At 42.8% G+C, this 17,369-nt stretch carries 15 protein-coding genes; 10 read left to right on the forward strand and 5 right to left on the reverse strand.

Features of this window, described 5'->3' with window-relative positions; genetic code table 11:
• Positions 1-96: 96 nt before the first annotated feature.
• On the reverse strand, positions 97-1,530 hold the full coding sequence (locus BR63_RS14115) for an FMN-binding glutamate synthase family protein (protein WP_034421317.1): 1,434 nt from the start codon (positions 1,528-1,530) through the stop codon (positions 97-99).
• A 653-nt stretch (positions 1,531-2,183) separates the two neighbouring features.
• Here BR63_RS14115 and BR63_RS14120 point away from each other — a divergent pair.
• The 10 genes from BR63_RS14120 (at position 2,184) to BR63_RS14170 (ending at position 12,962) form a co-directional block, all read left to right on the forward strand.
• Positions 2,184-4,154, forward strand: coding sequence for a sigma-54-dependent Fis family transcriptional regulator (locus BR63_RS14120; protein WP_081908088.1), 1,971 nt, complete (start codon positions 2,184-2,186; stop codon positions 4,152-4,154).
• A 248-nt stretch (positions 4,155-4,402) separates the two neighbouring features.
• Positions 4,403-4,765: a Lin0512 family protein gene (locus BR63_RS14125; protein WP_207724727.1), complete on the forward strand. Its 363-nt coding sequence runs from the start codon at positions 4,403-4,405 to the stop codon at positions 4,763-4,765.
• 82 nt (positions 4,766-4,847) lie between these two features.
• Positions 4,848-5,810 (forward strand): thiamine pyrophosphate-dependent dehydrogenase E1 component subunit alpha, encoded by a 963-nt coding sequence (locus BR63_RS14130; RefSeq protein WP_034421314.1) that lies wholly within the window; start codon positions 4,848-4,850, stop codon positions 5,808-5,810.
• Between the two features lie 25 nt (positions 5,811-5,835).
• Entirely contained in the window at positions 5,836-6,807 is a 972-nt protein-coding gene (locus tag BR63_RS14135) for an alpha-ketoacid dehydrogenase subunit beta (RefSeq protein WP_034421313.1), read from the forward strand.
• Between the two features lie 100 nt (positions 6,808-6,907).
• The gene (locus BR63_RS14140) at positions 6,908-7,936 is read left to right on the forward strand and encodes an ATP-NAD kinase family protein (RefSeq protein ID WP_051965596.1); all 1,029 of its coding nucleotides are present in this window, start codon (positions 6,908-6,910) and stop codon (positions 7,934-7,936) included.
• Positions 7,937-7,943: 7 nt separating this feature from the next.
• Positions 7,944-9,137, forward strand: coding sequence for a dihydrolipoamide acetyltransferase family protein (locus BR63_RS14145; protein WP_034421312.1), 1,194 nt, complete (start codon positions 7,944-7,946; stop codon positions 9,135-9,137).
• A 61-nt stretch (positions 9,138-9,198) separates the two neighbouring features.
• Positions 9,199-10,605 carry a dihydrolipoyl dehydrogenase gene (lpdA, locus tag BR63_RS14150; RefSeq protein WP_034421310.1) on the forward strand — a complete coding sequence of 469 codons (1,407 nt, stop codon included), beginning with the start codon at positions 9,199-9,201 and terminating at the stop codon, positions 10,603-10,605.
• 416 nt (positions 10,606-11,021) lie between these two features.
• The gene (locus BR63_RS14160; protein WP_034421307.1) at positions 11,022-11,630 is read left to right on the forward strand and encodes a RimK-like ATPgrasp N-terminal domain-containing protein; all 609 of its coding nucleotides are present in this window, start codon (positions 11,022-11,024) and stop codon (positions 11,628-11,630) included.
• Positions 11,618-12,499, forward strand: a complete 882-nt coding sequence (locus tag BR63_RS14165; protein WP_034421305.1) for an ATP-grasp domain-containing protein — start codon at positions 11,618-11,620, stop codon at positions 12,497-12,499. The genes BR63_RS14160 and BR63_RS14165 overlap by 13 nt, the downstream gene beginning before the upstream one ends.
• A complete protein-coding gene (locus BR63_RS14170; RefSeq protein WP_034421304.1) occupies positions 12,492-12,962 on the forward strand; it encodes a GNAT family N-acetyltransferase in 471 nt (156 codons plus the stop codon). Before BR63_RS14165 ends, BR63_RS14170 begins: the two co-directional genes overlap by 8 nt.
• Before the next feature lie 362 nt (positions 12,963-13,324).
• Here BR63_RS14170 and BR63_RS14175 read toward each other — a convergent pair whose 3' ends face one another.
• Genes BR63_RS14175 through mqnE form a run of 4 tightly spaced genes read right to left on the reverse strand, consistent with a single transcriptional unit; the run spans position 13,325 to position 17,122 of the window.
• Positions 13,325-14,164, reverse strand: a complete 840-nt coding sequence (locus BR63_RS14175; protein WP_034421302.1) for an MTAP family purine nucleoside phosphorylase — start codon at positions 14,162-14,164, stop codon at positions 13,325-13,327.
• Positions 14,165-14,176: 12 nt separating this feature from the next.
• Positions 14,177-15,205: a cyclic dehypoxanthinyl futalosine synthase gene (mqnC, locus tag BR63_RS14180; RefSeq protein ID WP_034421300.1), complete on the reverse strand. Its 1,029-nt coding sequence runs from the start codon at positions 15,203-15,205 to the stop codon at positions 14,177-14,179.
• Entirely contained in the window at positions 15,206-16,039 is an 834-nt protein-coding gene (locus BR63_RS14185) for a menaquinone biosynthetic enzyme MqnA/MqnD family protein (RefSeq protein ID WP_034421299.1), read from the reverse strand.
• Entirely contained in the window at positions 16,040-17,122 is a 1,083-nt protein-coding gene (gene mqnE, locus BR63_RS14190) for an aminofutalosine synthase MqnE (protein WP_034421297.1), read from the reverse strand.
• Positions 17,123-17,369: the final 247 nt, after the last annotated feature.

The following is a 17,369-nucleotide window of genomic DNA, read 5'->3' on the forward strand; positions in this document are numbered from 1 at the left end:
GTAAAGCTTTAAACCATGTGCAGGATTTAAAGAAAATATACACAAACAGCAGACGCCGCCCGTTTGCTGTTTTTTTTTTATGCTCTAATTTAGTTATTAGTGTATTATGGACCATTGTTTATCTAAGTAAAAATTAATCTCCTTAAAACCCAGGGGAATGTCAGCGACCTCGGCCGTGAAGGGGTCTAAGGCGAACAAATCACTTTTATCAACTTGGTGGATGCTGGTTTTCCCCAGGGCTCTGACTGCTTCTTTTATTTCTTCATTACAGGCTTCAAGAAAATTAGCTAAGTTTTTTGCTCCCTTATTTACATTTAGTTTATGTTGAAACTTGCCTTTGTAAAAAACTACTCCTGTAGGAGGTTCCCAAGGTATGGATTTTAAGACTTGGGTATGACTCATGGCAAATAAAGCAATACTGCCAATATATACGGCATCCGCCCCCAGGGCTATAGCCTTAAGAAAATTACCCGGTGTCGCTAGGCCTCCTGCCATAATTAAACTAACTTTATCTTTAAGTCCATGTTTTTGAAAATAATTGGTGGCTCTAGTTAAAGCAAATAAGGTAGGTAAACCGAAGTCGTCCTGTAGTACAGGGGCTGTGCCTTTAGTGGCTGCTTCACTACCATCAAGTGCAATAACATCAATTCCTGCTTCTAAGGCAATTTCTAAATCTTCCTCTATGTATTTACTTGCTGCTAATTTTACGCCTATAGGAACACCTTCGGTGACCTCCCTTAAATATTTTACTAAGTGATATAAATAGTTTGGTTCTTTGATTCCGGGAAAATTAGCATGAATTATTGCCCGCTCGCCCCAACGCAAACCCAGCATTCTTTTAATTTTCCAATTAATTTGTTTATCTTCAATCTTGTGACCTACTCCAGCCCTTGCTCCCTGTCCAAGATGAATCTCAATCATATCAGCTTGTTTTAAAATTTTTTCAGATTTACTCCATTTACCCCTGTTATATTGGAGAATAAGCTTGGCTGCCGCTTTTCTTTCCGCAGGTAAAAAAGCGCCTTCACCGGTATTCGTAGCTGTACCGGCTATTGTACTTCCTTTGGCCAATGCTATTTTGGCTTTTGCCGACAAGGCCAGACCATAGGCCATGCCTGAAATAATAATGGGCATTTCTATTTTTAAAGGTTTTTTAGCACTGGGGCCGATAACCACCCTGGTGTCTATGTCGGTTCCTTCATCAGTTGGTAACCTGTGTAATTGGGCACAATTAAACATAATACCATCTAAATTGGGAAATGTTTTAGGACTTCCTAAAGGGCGATTAATCATTTTACCTTTCTGGGCCCTGAGATTAGTCTCGACAATGGTTTGGAGCCCAACTTTCCGGGATGCAGAAACAAATTCCCATAAATTTTCAGAATAAGAGTCCACCATTAATCTTTGAATAAAACTATTACTGACTTTTTTAATCGCCCTTCTACCAAGCCAAATAGTACCTAATGCACCTAAAATGCCTAAAGGGGTGGAAAATAATAATTTTCTGAGCCAATCATTATTTTTAGTCATATCCAACTTCCTTTGCTTGATGTTTACATTTATTTTTTCAATAAACTGCCCTTTCTATAAGTGTCCAGGGCCGGAGTTCGGCAGTTGATAGGCAAAAATGGGCCTTTTTCAAAACCCCGATCCTTATATATCAAGGCTTTCGGGATTCGGAAACTCGGGAAAATGCTCAAAATCATAGGCACACGTTTTGCCTTGTTGAGTACGTGTCAACTCAAATAAAAATCTAACCCAAAAGAATGAGTCAGGGGAATGAGTCAGGGGGACGGTTCCGGTGACTTGTTATGCGGGAGCGGGAAGGTATCTAGGTGCTGGCAGGGCTTTAGGAGGTATTTTGCTCTCGAATATAGGAAAGAACGGAAAACATATACAGGCGTAGCGATTAATAATAATAACAGTAAAATGAATAAGGAAAACAGAAGCTGTAAGTTTTAGTCTTACGGCTTCTGTTTTGGACTGGGTCATAATACTCCCGATAAGAAGGAGAAGGATATTTTATTTATTTGTTGAATAATGTCCTCGTAAGCAGTTTCTTTTAAAAAATGGAAAAAGTAATGCTGGCAAGGCATATATATTGCGGAAGAAGAATAAACACATACATATATTTCAGAATATTATATAAAATATTCAAGAAATAGAACGGAGGTGTACTTAAAATGAAATTACAATCCAATTCACAAGTATCGCCCTACAATACACAATCTATTTACGATAAGCTAATCGTTGATTCATGGAATAGGAGTTATGCGGCTAAAGTTGATCAAGCTGATGGTTGTTGTAACAATGTCTTGACTGCTCAGGATATCAAACAAGTTTTGGATAATAATTATGAGTTGATGCAAATAGCAAAACCACTTATGGAGAATATGTATGAGGTCATTAAGAATTCCGGTTTTATACTGGTATTAACTGATGAAAGTGGCCGTATAATTGAAAGTTTTGGAGACAGGGAAATTATTTATGATGCAAAGAAACTCAATTTTATACAAGGGGCCAGTTGGCTGGAAAATGAAGTAGGCACCAATGCCATCGGCACGGCATTGGTTATAGGGAAATCTATTCAGATTACAGGGGCAAAACATTACTGTAGAAAACATCATACATGGACCTGTTCTGCTGCGCCTATTTATAATAAAAACGGTCAAATTATGGGTGTAATAAATATTTCGGGGCATGCAAGCAGTGAACATCCCCATACCTTAGGGATGGTTACATCTCTGGCCAAAACAATTACTGTCCAATTTACTATTAAGCAAATGAACCAGGACTTATTGGCATCTCATAATAAATTAGCCAAAGTGTTTGATAAAATTTCTGATGGCTTGATAGAGATAGATAAAAATAACCGTATTATTAATATAAATCCTGTTGTAAGGAATATTTTGGGAAAGTCTGAACATGAAATAATGGGCAGGTGTGTTGCCGAAATTTTGGATGCTAATTTATTGTTTAATGATAACTCGAAAAATGATAAATATATAAACGAATCCATCCTGAAAAACGAAGTTTTGGGAGATAAATACCTAATTCTTGGTGAACAAATATTTGACAGAAGTGGTAAGAAAAACGGCGGATTAATTATTTTAAAAAAATTAAATGAGACCAGAAAATTGGTTAATAGTTTTAGCAATGAAATAAATTTATTTAATTTCGAAGATGTAATTGGCAACAGTGATCTCATGACGGAAGCTAAACGCAAGGCATCCCTGGCTGCCGAAAGTATGGTCAATGTGATACTACAGGGTGAGAGCGGTACTGGGAAGGAACTCTTTGCCCAATCTATTCATAGTAAAAGTTGGCGGAGAAAAGGTCCATTTATTGCTATAAACTGCGGTGCCATACCAAGGGATTTGATTGTCAGTGAATTATTTGGCTACGATGAGGGAGCTTTTACTGGTGCAAGAAAAGGGGGAAAACCCGGCAAATTTGAAGAGGCCAACGGGGGGACTCTTTTCCTGGATGAAATCGGAGAATTGCCTCTTGAACAGCAGGTGGCACTGTTGAGAGTTCTTCAGGAAAGAAAAGTCAGCCGCCTTGGGAGTCACAAGTTAATACCATTGGATGTTCGTATTATTTGTGCAACAAATAAAAATCTTGTGGAAGAAGTAGCAAAAGGAAAATTCAGACAGGATCTTTACTATCGCCTCAATGTTTTATGCATTAATATTCCACCCCTTAGGAGCCGCCGGGAAGATATTGTGCCGCTCTTTCAACACTTTTTAAAGAAACACGAAGATCAGTTGGGGAAAAAATTTATGTTTGAACCGGAAGTTTTAAGATGTTTGGAGCGTTATGACTGGCCCGGAAATGTCCGGGAATTACAAAATATCGTTGAAAGGATGGTCTGTTTGGCTCAGGATGGCATTATCAGTCTATCCGGACTGCCTGCGGAAATGATACCTGGACAGGGGACAGAATTACAACCGGAATCTTTGTTCACTAACAGGTTTGATCACATTTCCCACAACAGAGAGGAGAGAAAACTTATGGCTGCGGAAAATGAGCGGCGGGAAATCATCTTCCTTTTAAATAAAAACGGGGGTAATGTCAGCCTTACCGCCAGAGATATGGGGGTATCACGGAATACCATATACCGTAAAATGCGTGCATATGGGATAAAAAACTAACTATACACTTACTGTACATATGTAGCAAAAGTGTCATCAGATGTAATCACCGTGGGACACTTTTGTTACATCATGAGTGTAATTAAACACAACATGGTTTTAAAAAACAGCCACCTTGCCGCTTATAGGCGGGGTGGCTGTTTTAGCTTTTTAAAGGGGTTGGCACGATACTTGCTATATGTTCGGTTATAAAAGCAGTTAAACAGAGAGCTCTTTTTCCGAGGCAACCTGTTATGAAAGGAGGTGATATGATGGGGCGCAAGCGATTCATTATCGAAATAGGCAGTGGTGCTGATCTCCATGGAGAAGATGTCACCAAGGCAGCGCAGAGAGCTGTAAAAGATGCCATATCCCGGAGCTGCCTGTGTGGCCTCTCGGATATTTTTGGCATCAGTGATCCTAACGAGATGTATATTGAGGCAAGAATCGGCTGTCCATATCCCGAAAGACTGGACAAAGAAGAAGTGATTAAAATGATACCTTTTGGCTCTGTTAACTTGGAAGTGGTGCCTGGGGGCTTAACAGTACCCGGATTAAAACTCCCCATGCTGGGGGAGGGTGAGCAAATTGTGATAGTGGTAGCGGCCCTTACTGTATTTATCGATATTTAGCAGTTTTAAGCAGCAGAAATTTTTATTACGTTCCGCTGTAATAAAAAGCCTTATTCAGAAAAAGGAAAAGGAGGAGACATGGATGGAGATTACAAAAGCTGAATTGCTAAGTTTTTATGAAACTATGGTAACGATTAGAACTTTTGAAGAAAAGGCAGCTGAACTTTTTGCAGCTGGCAAACTTCCCGGTTTTGTCCATCTCTATATCGGAGAAGAGGCAGTTGCTACAGGTGTGTGTGCAAATTTGACCGACAAGGATTATATAACCAGTACCCACCGTGGTCATGGTCACCTGATTGCCAAAGGCGGCAGGATCGACTTAATGATGGCAGAGCTCTTTGGTAAGGCTACCGGCTATTGTAAAGGGAAAGGCGGCTCTATGCATATAGCTGACGTAAACCTGGGTATCCTGGGTGCTAACGGTATTGTGGGAGCAGGGCAACCTATTGCTGCCGGTGCCGCTTTCGCCTGCAAATACAAAAAAACCGATGCCGTAGCAGTATGCTTCTTTGGTGATGGTGCTTCAAACCGCGGTACGTTCCATGAATCGTTAAATATGGCCTCCATTTTTAAATTGCCCGTAATTTTCGTCTGTGAGAACAATATGTACGGCATCTCTAATTATCAGAAGAACCATATGAATGTAAGCGATATCTCTGACCGCGCTGCGGCATACGGAATTCCCGGTGTCACAGTGGACGGCAATGATGTTGTGGCAGTTTATGAAGCCGCCGCAGAAGCTGTTGACCGTGCCAGAAAAGGTGATGGACCTAGTTTAATTGAGTGCAAAACGTGGCGACACCGGGGACATTTTGAAGGAGATCCATGCATTTATAAAGACCCGAAAGAGCAGGAAGCCTGGCTGAAAAAGGATCCAGTCTTAAGCTTGGAAAAGAAATTGACAGAACTGAAATTTGCTACTGTTGTGGAGTTAGAAGAAATTAAAGCTGCTGTTAAAGAAAAAATAGATTCTGCAGTTTTATTTGCGCAAAATAGTCCTGATCCCGATCCTGATGATGTTTTGACTGATGTTTATGCAAGTTAATTTACTATGGAAAGGGTGAGAAATGATGAAACAAATGACATATGCTGAGGCTTTAAGAGATGGTATCCGTCTGGAAATGCAAAGGGATCCCCATGTATATTTGGCAGGGGAGGATGTGGGCATCTTTGGAGGCTGTTTTGGCCAAACTGCCGGTTTATATCAGGAATTTGGGCCTGAACGCATTGTTGATACACCCATAAGTGAAACGGCTATTGTGGGGCATGCTGTGGGAGCGGCGGCTGCGGGCTTGCGTCCTATAGTAGAGATCATGTTTATTGATTTTATGGGTGTTTGTATGGATGAAATTTTAAACCAGGCTGCCAAAATGCGTTATATGTTTGGCGGCAAAGCTAAAGTCCCTATGGTAATTCGGACACCGTGCGGTGCGGGGGTAAGTGCAGCCGCCCAGCATTCCCAGAGTCTGGAAGCCTTTTTTGCCCATATTCCGGGTATCAAGACGGTAATGCCCTCAACACCTGCTGATGCAAAAGGTTTAATGTGTGCCGCTATCCGTGACGATAATCCAGTCATCTATATCGAACATAAAATGCTGTTGGGATTACAGGGGGATGTGCCGGAAGGAGAGTATGTGATTCCTTTAGGGAAAGCGGATATTAAGCGAAGGGGTTCAGATGTTACAATTGTGGCCTGGTCCGCCATGGTTCACAAGGCTTTAGCTGCTGCGGAGGCCCTGGCTAAAGAGGGAATTAGTGCTGAAGTACTGGACCCGCGAACCTTAAATCCTTTAGATAAAGACAGCATTTTAAACTCCGTAGGTAAAACCGGAAGACTGGTGATTGTTCACGAGGCCACCAGGACAGGGGGATTTGGCGGCGAAATCGCCGCTATAGTGGCGGACGAGGGATTTGATCTTCTGAATGCTCCTATTAAACGCGTAACGGCTCCAGATGCTCCTGTACCTTTCAGCCCTGTGCTGGAGAGAAAATATTTACCCAGTGAAGAAAAAATCATCAACGCTGTTAAGGAATTGTTCTAGTAATTCAGCCGGTGAGCAGGAGTCTGTCCTGCTCACCACTATATTGCAGTACAGGAAAGGCTGGGACGTAGTCCTCCAAGTTAGATTAAGGAGGTGAAGGATGGCTACGGTGGGGATTATTGCTAATCCTGCCTCTGGTAAGGATATTAGACGCTTGGTGTCATATGGCACAGTATTCGATAATCAGGAAAAAGTGAACATAGTGCGTCGTATCTTACTGGGATTAGCTGCGGTTAAGGTAAAGAGGGTAGTATATATGCCCGATTATTACGGAATTGTACCTAAGGCTGTGGAGGGACTAAAAAGCCATGACAGGCTGTCCATGGAAATCATTAGTGCAGATATAAATCTTACGGGGACCCAGCTGGATTCGTACAGGGCCGCTCAGGTGATGGAAAGCTCCAAGGTTGATTGTATTATTACTCTGGGTGGAGATGGTACTAACCGTATGGTGGCCAAGGGATGTGGCAGCATTCCCCTTCTGCCTGTTTCCACGGGAACGAACAATGTATTTCCCACTATGGTGGAAGGGACTGTTGCTGGCATGGCGGCAGGCGTAGTGGCCAGAGGAATAGTAAACCATTTCCCCGTTGTACAGCCAACAAAAAAGTTAATTGTTTATAAAAATGGGTTGCCTATTGATATAGCACTGGTCGATGCAGTAGTACTGCGTGAAAAATTCATTGGCTCACGGGCCATATGGGAAGTAAATCATTTGGTGCAGGCGGTAGTCAGCAGGGGGGAACCTCATAATATAGGGATAGCCTCTGTAGCAGGTTACCTCAACCCCATAGGAACTTCAGATAAAGAGGGTTTATCCATAGAGTTCGGGAGAGGAAATTTCAAAGTGCTTGCACCTATCGCGCCGGGGTTGATCGTGCCGGTAGAGATTAAGACATCTCAAAAGATAGGGATTAATGGAAAAGTAAAAGTTAAAAGTACTCCATGTATTATCGCCCTGGACGGGGAAAGAGAAGTAGAGGTAAATGAAGAGGACGAGGCATATATAGAGCTTACCTTTGACGGGCCCAAAGTAGTAGATGTAAAAGCGGCTTTGCGTGCAGCAGTAGACGGAAGTCATGGCTCTGGGATGGAAGAACTGCATAAAGAGTTTGTGTTACAGGAGTGAGAAATGTATGGCTTTTGAAATTTTTATGCCAAAAATGGGGTTGACCATGTCCAAAGGAACTGTGGCCAAGTGGTTGAAAAAAGAGGGCGATGCAGTTAAAAAAGGCGAAGAAATTTTAGAGGTTATGACTGAAAAGATTACTAATACCATTGAAGCCCCTGCCGATGGTATCCTGCTGAAAATAGTAGTACCCGAAGGCGAGGAAGTATACATTGGCTCTTTGTTAGGCATCATCGGTGCGGCTGGAGAAACTCTTGATGGAATTGGGAATAAGCCATCAATTTCACCTGCCATTGCAAGCGGAGGAGAGGGTGTTGAGAAAATAAAAATAACACCTGCTGCCCGTAAACTTGCGCAAGAAAATGGCATTGATTACACAAACCTTAGCGGGACCGGTCCGGGAGGGCGTATTACCAGAGAAGATATAGAAAAGGCCATCGCTGGTTTAGCTCCTGAGCCTGCTAAAAGGGAAACAAATGTCTATGAAGAAAAGGCGGAATCAGATAGAAAGAACATTGCTGAGGTTATCCCCTATACAGGCATGAGAAAGGCTATCGGGGATAACATGGCCCACAGTTGGGCAGTTGCCCCCAAGGTGACCCATCACGTCAGTGTTGATGTTACCAATCTTTTAACCTTACGTAAGACATTGAATGAAGACCGGAAGGAAAAAGAAAAAATATCAATTTCAGACCTGTTGGTGAAAATTGTGGCCAAAGCCCTGGAAATGAAGCCCCATATCAACGTTACCCTCGATAAAAGTGAGATCAAGGTTTTAAATGACATAAACATCGGTTTGGCAGTCGCTTTGGAAAAAGGATTGGTCGTACCGGTTATCAGAAATGCAAATAAGAAAAGCTTATCGCAAATCAGCAGGGAAGTAAAAGAACTGGCCCAGAAGGCCCGTGAAAATAGAATAAGCCCTGAGGAAATGAGGGGTGGTACCTTTACAATCACAAATTTAGGCCCTTACGGTTCCGTAGACTGGTTTACACCCATTATCAACCAACCGGAAGCGGCGATTTTGGGAATAGGCAGAATAGTAGAACAACCCGTAGTTTATCAAGGCCAGATTACAATACGTCCCATGATGGGATTATCCCTTGCTTTTGACCATAGAGTGATTGATGGGGCGCCGGCAGCTGAATTTTTAGCCGTTGTTCTTAAACTTATTGAATCACCCATGAAAGTACTGATTTAAGAAATTTAAAAGAATCACCTAAGTAATAATTTGCCAATCTTTAAATGGAGTTGTCGAATTTATGAGAAAACGTATCGTTATAATAGGAGGCGGGCCGGGTGGTTATGTGGCTGCCATTCGTGGGGCACAACTCGGGGCGGAGGTCCATCTCGTAGAATCAGACCGTTTGGGAGGCACGTGTTTAAACATTGGGTGTATACCTACAAAGACTCTTCTGCATACGGCCGAATTGTACCGGATAGTAAAAAATGGGGCAAAAATAGGTCTTAAAACTGACGGGCTAAGGGTGGAATGGCCAGTGCTGATGAAACGCAAGGAGGCCGTAGTTAATAGCCTTGTTCAGGGAGTCACGGCTCTCTTAAAAGCCAACAAAGTGGCGGTTTACAAGGGACACGCTGTATTGCAGGATGAGCGTACAGTAAAAATTGACGCTCCTACCCCCCAGACCCTTTCGGCAGACGCTATTATATTGGGAGTTGGTTCCGTTCCGGTGAAGCCCCCCTTTCCCGGTGCAGACCTACCCAATGTGCTTGACAGTACGGCTGCATTGAGTTTACCTGAAATACCGTCATCGCTGGTCATTATCGGTGGCGGGGTTATTGGGACTGAGTTTGCCGCACTCTACAATTCCCTAGGTACTAAGGTAACAGTTGTGGAAATGCTGCCTGAGATACTGCCGGCCGTTGATGGCCAAATTGTATCGGTAATTAAAAAAGATTTAAGCAGCAGGGGTGTGGATTTTCTCACTGAGGCACGTTTATCAGAAGTACGGGACGCTAAAAAGGGATTAACAGCAAAAGTTCTGACCGGGCAAAATCAGCTTGAGATAAACGGTGAATATGTGCTGGTAGCGGTAGGGCGCAGGCCAAATACTGAAAATCTGGGTCTTGAGTCAGTAGGGGTCAAGACGGAAAAGGGAGCAATCCTTGTAAATGAGCATTTTGAGACCAATGTACCGGGTATTTATGCTATAGGTGACTGCAATGCCCAGACAATGCTTGCCCATGTAGCCTCGGCTCAAGGAATTAGAGCGGTGGAACATGCCCTGGGATATCGCTCCTTTTATAACAGGAAAGTCCTACCATACTGCATATACACAAGTCCCGAAGTTGCCGGTGTAGGACTTACGGAAGAACAGGCCCGAAACCAGGGATTGTCGTACCGGACTGGCATCTTTCCCTTAGCCGGAAATGGCAAATCAATCATAGAACATTGTGAGAATGGTTTAGTTAAGATAATTGCCGATACAAAGTACAAAGAAATACTCGGAGTCCATATTGTTGGGCCGCATGCAACGGATTTGATTGCTGAAGGGGCTTTGGCTATCAGTCTGGAAGCAACTGTTGAGGAATTAATTGCCCTAATCCATGCCCATCCTACCATTAGTGAGGCTGTAGCAGAGGCGGCTCATGCTGTTATAGGAAACCCCATTCACTGGCCGCCAGGAGTAAAAAAAGACATAATGTAGATTCCGGTAGCCATTGCTGCCAAATAAGAAAAAATTACAAGGGACGGCTCTTCATTCGGGAGACCGTCCCCCAGTTTATACAGGAGTGACAGTTTCCGATACCGGCCTAAACATGGAGCCGTCCCAGGCCGGGGTTGTTTCAATATAGCCTAAAGTATCGGCACCAAAGAGGCCAATTACCCTTTGCAAGGCAAGAAGGCTATAACGCCCTTTTATGTTGCTTTCCAAAGGATAGTTGAAAACTGGTTGTAGTACCAAAAGTGGTTTTGTGAAATCCTGTAGCCCCTGCTACACCTACAACTGGAAATTAATGTCGCCAAACTTGGGATTTAATATACTTTTATATTATAAGGGATTAAAATAAGATTAGTATAAGCGTTTAATAAATTAAGAATAGGGAGTTGACTCAAGACAGCATGGGAAAAGTAATTTTATACAAATTACACAGGGATGACACCTATTTGTATAATATGTTTGGCGACTACACTTATCTGACCGGAGGTTATTATAAGTCATTGGATTGTGAACTATCCCAGATAAGAATTATGCCTACGACGGAAGAAGCCCTTGATGCTTATGTTGTTCCTTTGGCCATGAAGAAAGCACAGTTATCCAATCTCAAAACACCTGAATATGAAATTGTTACTGAGAAAATGATACCGCCGGTTCTGGCTTATCCAATCAATCCATTTACTTCGAAATGTGAGGTAATTATTGAAAAGGAAGATGTGGAGAAAAAATTGAAAAAGCTTACAATGAACGGTAAATATGCTGTCATCTGCCAGAAATTGCCCTCCGATTACAGGATTGACGTGGTCCGCTGCATTTTAGGGCTAACTCTGGAACAGGAATATAAAGAGTTTGCCATGTCTATTTTTGAGACCTTTCATCTGCCGCTCATGAAAATTAGGATAATTGTTACGGTCGATGAGTATTTGTTTTCCGCTATTGAACCGCTGCCTTATGATGAATTGACTTTGAAAGAAAAGAAGATTATTGAGGAGATGGGGACATGGCAAAGATAGCAATTTTTACGGAACGTTATACCATCAGAAGCTCGGTGGAACTAGCGGCACTCACAAATTACAGGATGGCTGCCTTTGAGCTGGGACATCAGCTTGATTTCCTGTTTCGTAATGAATTAAAGTACTTGAGCAATTATGATGCTGTTTTTATCAGGGCTCTGACCGACCCTCTCAATACTAGCTATGTTGTGGCCCGGCTGGCTCAGATGCAGGGCCAGCGTGTAATTGACGACCCTGAAAGCATACGAATCTGCTGTGACAAAGTAAATATGTACAAACGCCTGCTGCAGCATCAAATACCGATGCCCGAGACAATATTTTTAGATAACAAAGAGGTTAGCAAGGAAAACGCCTGCGAATTGTTTGAAACCTTGGGAATCCCCCTGGTTTTGAAGGCTCCAAATAGCAGTTTTTCTCATTATGTGGAAAAGGTTAATTCTCCTGATGAATTCGTCAAGTTCGGAAAGAAATTTTTGCGGAGAGCGGATCGGATTATTGTCCAGCAGTATATTCCCAGTGATTATGACTGGCGTGTTATCATCCTGGACGGGAAAGTATTGGCCGTGGCTAAATACATATTTGCCCAGAATACATGGCGGACCATGGACCGGGCGGAAGACGGACAGTTGGCTAAGGTAGTCGGTGTGGACGCAAGCAAAGCCAATCCAGCCCTGTTGCAGGTTGCTGTTAATGCGACCAGGACAATAGGCCGGAGTTTATATGGCGTCGATGTTAAAGAGGTTGACGGCGAATATTACGTCATCGAAGTAAATGATAATCCTAATATCGACGCTGGAAATGAAGACCAGGCCAGCCCGGAAATTTATAAAAATATTGTACGGTATCTAGCGGGTGAAGAATTTGAATAAGCTTTCATCACGGAAAGCCGTGGCGGCAGATTTAAGGCAATTGATGGAAATAGAAAAAAAGTGTTTTCCGGAATGTGATGTTTTTTCGCGGCGTAATATGCGACGGATGGTAAATAATCCAAAATGTTCAATCTTACTTGATGTTTTAGAATATGAGCAAGAGGTTGTTGGTTATGCTGTTTACCTGACGAGACGCAACAGCCAGACGATAAGGCTATATTCCCTGTGTCTTCTACCATGCTACACCGGGCAGGGCTTAACCAGAAAATATTTGGAGGAACGGTTAAAAGATTTTGCCTTAAGATTTTCGAAGGTAATCTTAGAAGTACGCCAGTCCAATAAGGCGGCAATCAGGCTTTACCACGGGTTGGGTTTTGAGCTTGGACAGATTCTTGAAGGATATTATGCTGACGGGGAAAGGGGTTATCGCATGGTTAAGAATCTGAAGCCGAAATTACCATGAAATGGGCATAAGCAACACCATTCCCGGAATTTTACAAGTGGTGAGAATTTAAAGGCCTGATTATGATTAAATCTACAGCTAATGAAGGAGGAGGTAACCCCCCCATTAATTTTTTAGAAAAATGTGCTCTGTTGGGAGCCTTAACCACTATACCATATTGTCAAGAAATTGTGGGAAGAGGTTGGTAGAGAAGTACCAGTTGTCGTTCTGAAATGGTAAGTAAAATTATGGAATGGCTTAAAGTAGAACCTAACTGGCGCTTGGGTATTCAACTGCACAGATTGCTTGGAGTACAATGATAAAGTATATAAGTTCCGATCTAAACAAAACACACTACCTAATAATTTAGGTAGTGTGTTTTGCTACTTATAAACCTTATTTAAAAGGGTCGGCTTACGTAAATCCTGACATTCACAGCCACATTCCCCAAAGGTCAGTTCCTTCATGGCCTGACCCAGAATTTTCCCAATTCTGGGGGCATCTTGGTGAAAAATCTCTGCCAGTTCCCGGTGTTCCCAGGCTTTGACAATACCTTCTCCATAATTCACTACGGTATAAAGTCCAGCAAAACAAGCCCCAATTTCTCTCGCCAGATATACCTCAGGACAGAGGCTCTGCCCCACGATATCGCCACCCCACTGTTTAAGCATCTGACATTCGCTGGGGCTCTCAAAATGCCGTCCATCGGTAACTACATAGACCCCGCGAGAAAAGACTCGTTTCAAGGGATAGGCTTCCGCTGTCCGGTATAAGAGGTCGCGGAGTTGGGGACACAGGGGTTGACGCATAATCAAAAGCTGGTTAGTTCCCAGATCCACATCCTTCCGTAAAGAAAAATCAATATAATCATGGGGGATAACAATGTCTCGAGGGTCTAAGAGGTGGTTGAGACTCCCCACGCCCCCTTCACTGATGACCTTCTTGACACCGGCCTCCCGCAAGACCCAGAAGACCTGACGTGAGGCTTGGGCCCGGGTAACACCTGAACGCCAGCCGTGCATATGACAGCTTAATACCTGATAATCTTCCTTCCCTCTCACCTGAAAGAGGGTGAAGGGCGGGCTTTCTCCAAAGGGTGTTTTATAAACTAGTCCTTCCTCTAAAAACTCTAGGGATTCGTCTTGGAGGTCCTGGGGAAAATTCATGCCCAGGGTTCCCGATCCCCCGATGAATCCTAATAACGCCGGTGGTACACTTACCATACATCTCACCTACTAATAGACTTTTAGAATGTTATAGAGGGTATCCCTTAAAGCGGGCCTTTTGCCCGTATCTTTAATGAGTTGAATCATGCTTTCTTTCTCCATGGTATAGGCCGTACCAGCGGCTTTTACCACGTTTTCTTCCAGCATAATGCTCCCTAAGTCGTTAGCGCCAAAATAAATGGACATTTGTCCCATCTGGGGTCCTTGCGTAACCCAGGAACCTTGGATGGTTTTAAAGTTATCCAAAAAGAGTCTGCTCACAGCCAGGAAACGCAAATAGCGGATGGAAGAAATCTTTTTGCCCTCTAAGGCCGTATGAGCCGGTTGAAAAGTCCAGGGAATAAATGCCCTGAAGCCTCCCGTTTTATCCTGTAAATCACGAATTTTCTCCAAATGTTCTAAGAGTTCTTCTTCCGTCTCTATACTACCCATCATCATGGTGGCCGTAGATTCCATGCCTATTTTATGGGCTTCTTCCATAATTTCCAGCCAGCGATTACTGGATATTTTTCTGGGACTGACGGTTTGTCTGACTCTATCCACCAGAACCTCAGCCCCGCCGCCTGGTACAGAATCCAGCCCCAGCTCTTTTAGTCTAAGAAGAGTTTCTTTGATGCTGAGGCCTTCCAGTTTGGCGATATGATCTATCTCCGGTGGAGACAGGGAGTGGATGGTCACAGAAAAACGTTCCTTGATTTTGGAAAAAACCTGAGCAAAATATTTCAGTCCCAGAGAAGGATGGAGTCCCCCTTGCAGCATCACCTGGGTAGCACCCATCTCCTGAGCTTCTTTCACCTTTTCACAGATTTCCTCTACAGTAAGTACATATCCTTCAATATTACCTTCTTCACGGTAAAAAGCACAAAACTTGCACTGAACCTGGCAGATGTTTGTATAATTAATATTTCTATCCACCACAAAGGTAATATATCCTTGGGGATGGATTTTATCTCTCATGGCACAGGCAATTTCCGCTAATTCCAAAGTATCAGCTTGTTGTAAGAGTTTTAAGGCCTCTTTTTTTGTTAGGCGAGCCATTTATTTCACCTCGATAAAATTAAGCTGGTGGATAGGCTTGATAATACCCTGTTTCGCTAAACACTCATAGTAACTTAAGAGGCCTTTTTTGTGTTCTTCATCAAAGGAAAACTCTAGTCCGCGGAAATAGTGAGTAAGAAACTCCGGTGTATATATTTCCCAACGCGCTGCGTCCTTGACGATCTCTTCCAAATGCTTGATACTGTATTGCATAGAGGAAATAAAGGCTTCGTATACCCTTTGCACGAGATGGGGTTTTTCCTGGGCAAATTCCTTGCGTACAGCCCAGACGGCATAGACCATCTTGTGGCCGGTAAATTCCTTCCACTCTACACCCAGGTCATAAAAATATAAACCAGGGGGCTTTTGATAAAAAGCCCGGAGGGCATGGTCGCCGATTAAAAGAGCTGCCTCTCCCTCCAAAAGCATGGAAGGTAAATCAGGAGGACAGACAAAATATTCACAGCGAAAATTATATTTTTGCTGTATGATAATTTTCAAGAGATTTACTGAGGTAGCCGAAGTGTTAGTTAAAGCAATGCGTTTCCCGTCCAGTTCTGTGATAGGTACTTGACTCACCAGGTAGATGCTGTTTACAGGCCCGTCGGCACTTACGGTTAAATCAGGTAAAAGAAGTAAATCATGATGATTCTGAGCATATTCAATAGAGGAAATAGGGCTAATATCTAATTCCCGGGCAAGCAATTTACGGTTTAATTCCGTGGGTGTGCCCTTGATTAATTCAATATCTAAAAGTATTTGCTGATTCTTGACTAATCCGTAATAAAGAGGCAGACAATTTAAAAACTGGATGTGTCCAACCCTGGGCCGCATCTATTTATCCTCCTCATAAACCTTAATCACATTGTAGAGGGTATCTCTTTCTACGGGAATATACCCCATCTCCTTAATGCGGGCCAAGAGTTCTTCTTTCGTAATGCCCTGGGCCGTTTTAGCACCGGCAGCATGTGTTATTTTCTCTTCTACTACAGTTCCGTCCAGGTCATCCACACCAAACTCCAGGGAAAGTTGGGCCAAGGATATACCCAGCATTATCCAGAAAGCCTTGATATGAGCAAAATTGTCTAAGATAAGACGAGAAATGGTAATTACCTTTAAATCCTCTACGGCTGTGGTCCTTTTAAGATGGGCTAATTCTGTATTTTCAGGGTGGAAAGGAAGAGGAATAAAGGATTGGAATCCCCCCGTCCTATCCTGCAGTTCACGTAATTTGAGGAGATGATCGATGCGTTCTTCCCATGTCTCCACATGACCGTACAGCATCGTCGCATTAGTTTTAAATCCCAGTTCATGTGCAGTCTTCATAACCTCCAGCCAGCGCTCTCCCGAGGCTTTTTTAGGGCAAAGGTCTTGCCGTATACGAGAACTGAATACTTCTGCCCCTCCACCGGGTAGGGATCCCAGACCTGCTTCTTTTAAGAGACTTAGGACTTCGCGAATAGTTTTCCCGGAAATTTGTGCAAAATAGTCTATTTCCACAGCAGTAAAAGCCTGTAGGTGAAGATGGGGAAAGGTTTTATGCAAGGTCTTAATCACATCATAATAATATTCAAAGGGGAGAGTAGGATGAAGGGCGCTAACAATGTGTAGTTCCGTAATGTTATCGGGTATAGATTCATAGACCCTTTTGAGCACGTCTTCCATAGACATAACATAGGCGCCTTTAGCATCCTTATCCCGACCGAAAGCGCAAAATTTACATTTGGAGACACAGACATTGGTCAGGTTAATATGGCGATTGACATTAAAATAGACGTATTTCCCTGTTTTTTGCCTTTTTATCCAACGGGCTAAACGCCCCAGAAACAAGAGGTCATTACATTTTACTAAAGTTAAGGCATCTTCCTGGGTCAGCCTTTCCCCTCGGTAAACTTTTTCTTCAATAGCTTTTAACATTTCTTCGACACCTTTCTCCACAAAATTACTAGTAAGATATTCGTGAGAAGGGCTATATTTCCTTCCCTTTTAATATAGCCATTTTTATCTAAAGGTTAAATTATAGGTAATTGTTCTATTTTCGATACATTGTCCTCCAACTAATTGCTTGAGGTATTTGGGTATTTAGGTTTATGATTAGTTGAGAGCCTTATGTGTACATGCTATAATTACTTTCAAACTGTCCTTTATACTATATCCGGGAAAA

This window comes from Thermanaerosceptrum fracticalcis, from assembly GCF_000746025.2.
Classification (GTDB): domain Bacteria; phylum Bacillota; class Peptococcia; order DRI-13; family DRI-13; genus Thermanaerosceptrum; species Thermanaerosceptrum fracticalcis.

Coding starts and splice junctions, on each gene's coding strand:
- BR63_RS14140 (WP_051965596.1), top strand. CDS start 6,908: ATGGCTACGGTGGGGATTATTGCTAATCCTGCCTCTGGTAAGGATATT.
- mqnE (WP_034421297.1), bottom strand. CDS start 17,122: ATGTTAAAAGCTATTGAAGAAAAAGTTTACCGAGGGGAAAGGCTGACC.
- mqnC (WP_034421300.1), bottom strand. CDS start 15,205: ATGGCTCGCCTAACAAAAAAAGAGGCCTTAAAACTCTTACAACAAGCT.
- BR63_RS14165 (WP_034421305.1), top strand. CDS start 11,618: ATGGCAAAGATAGCAATTTTTACGGAACGTTATACCATCAGAAGCTCG.
- BR63_RS14115 (WP_034421317.1), bottom strand. CDS start 1,530: ATGACTAAAAATAATGATTGGCTCAGAAAATTATTATTTTCCACCCCT.
- BR63_RS14125 (WP_207724727.1), top strand. CDS start 4,403: ATGATGGGGCGCAAGCGATTCATTATCGAAATAGGCAGTGGTGCTGAT.
- BR63_RS14120 (WP_081908088.1), top strand. CDS start 2,184: ATGAAATTACAATCCAATTCACAAGTATCGCCCTACAATACACAATCT.
- BR63_RS14175 (WP_034421302.1), bottom strand. CDS start 14,164: ATGGTAAGTGTACCACCGGCGTTATTAGGATTCATCGGGGGATCGGGA.
- BR63_RS14135 (WP_034421313.1), top strand. CDS start 5,836: ATGAAACAAATGACATATGCTGAGGCTTTAAGAGATGGTATCCGTCTG.
- BR63_RS14185 (WP_034421299.1), bottom strand. CDS start 16,039: ATGCGGCCCAGGGTTGGACACATCCAGTTTTTAAATTGTCTGCCTCTT.
- BR63_RS14130 (WP_034421314.1), top strand. CDS start 4,848: ATGGAGATTACAAAAGCTGAATTGCTAAGTTTTTATGAAACTATGGTA.
- BR63_RS14145 (WP_034421312.1), top strand. CDS start 7,944: ATGGCTTTTGAAATTTTTATGCCAAAAATGGGGTTGACCATGTCCAAA.
- BR63_RS14160 (WP_034421307.1), top strand. CDS start 11,022: ATGGGAAAAGTAATTTTATACAAATTACACAGGGATGACACCTATTTG.
- lpdA (WP_034421310.1), top strand. CDS start 9,199: ATGAGAAAACGTATCGTTATAATAGGAGGCGGGCCGGGTGGTTATGTG.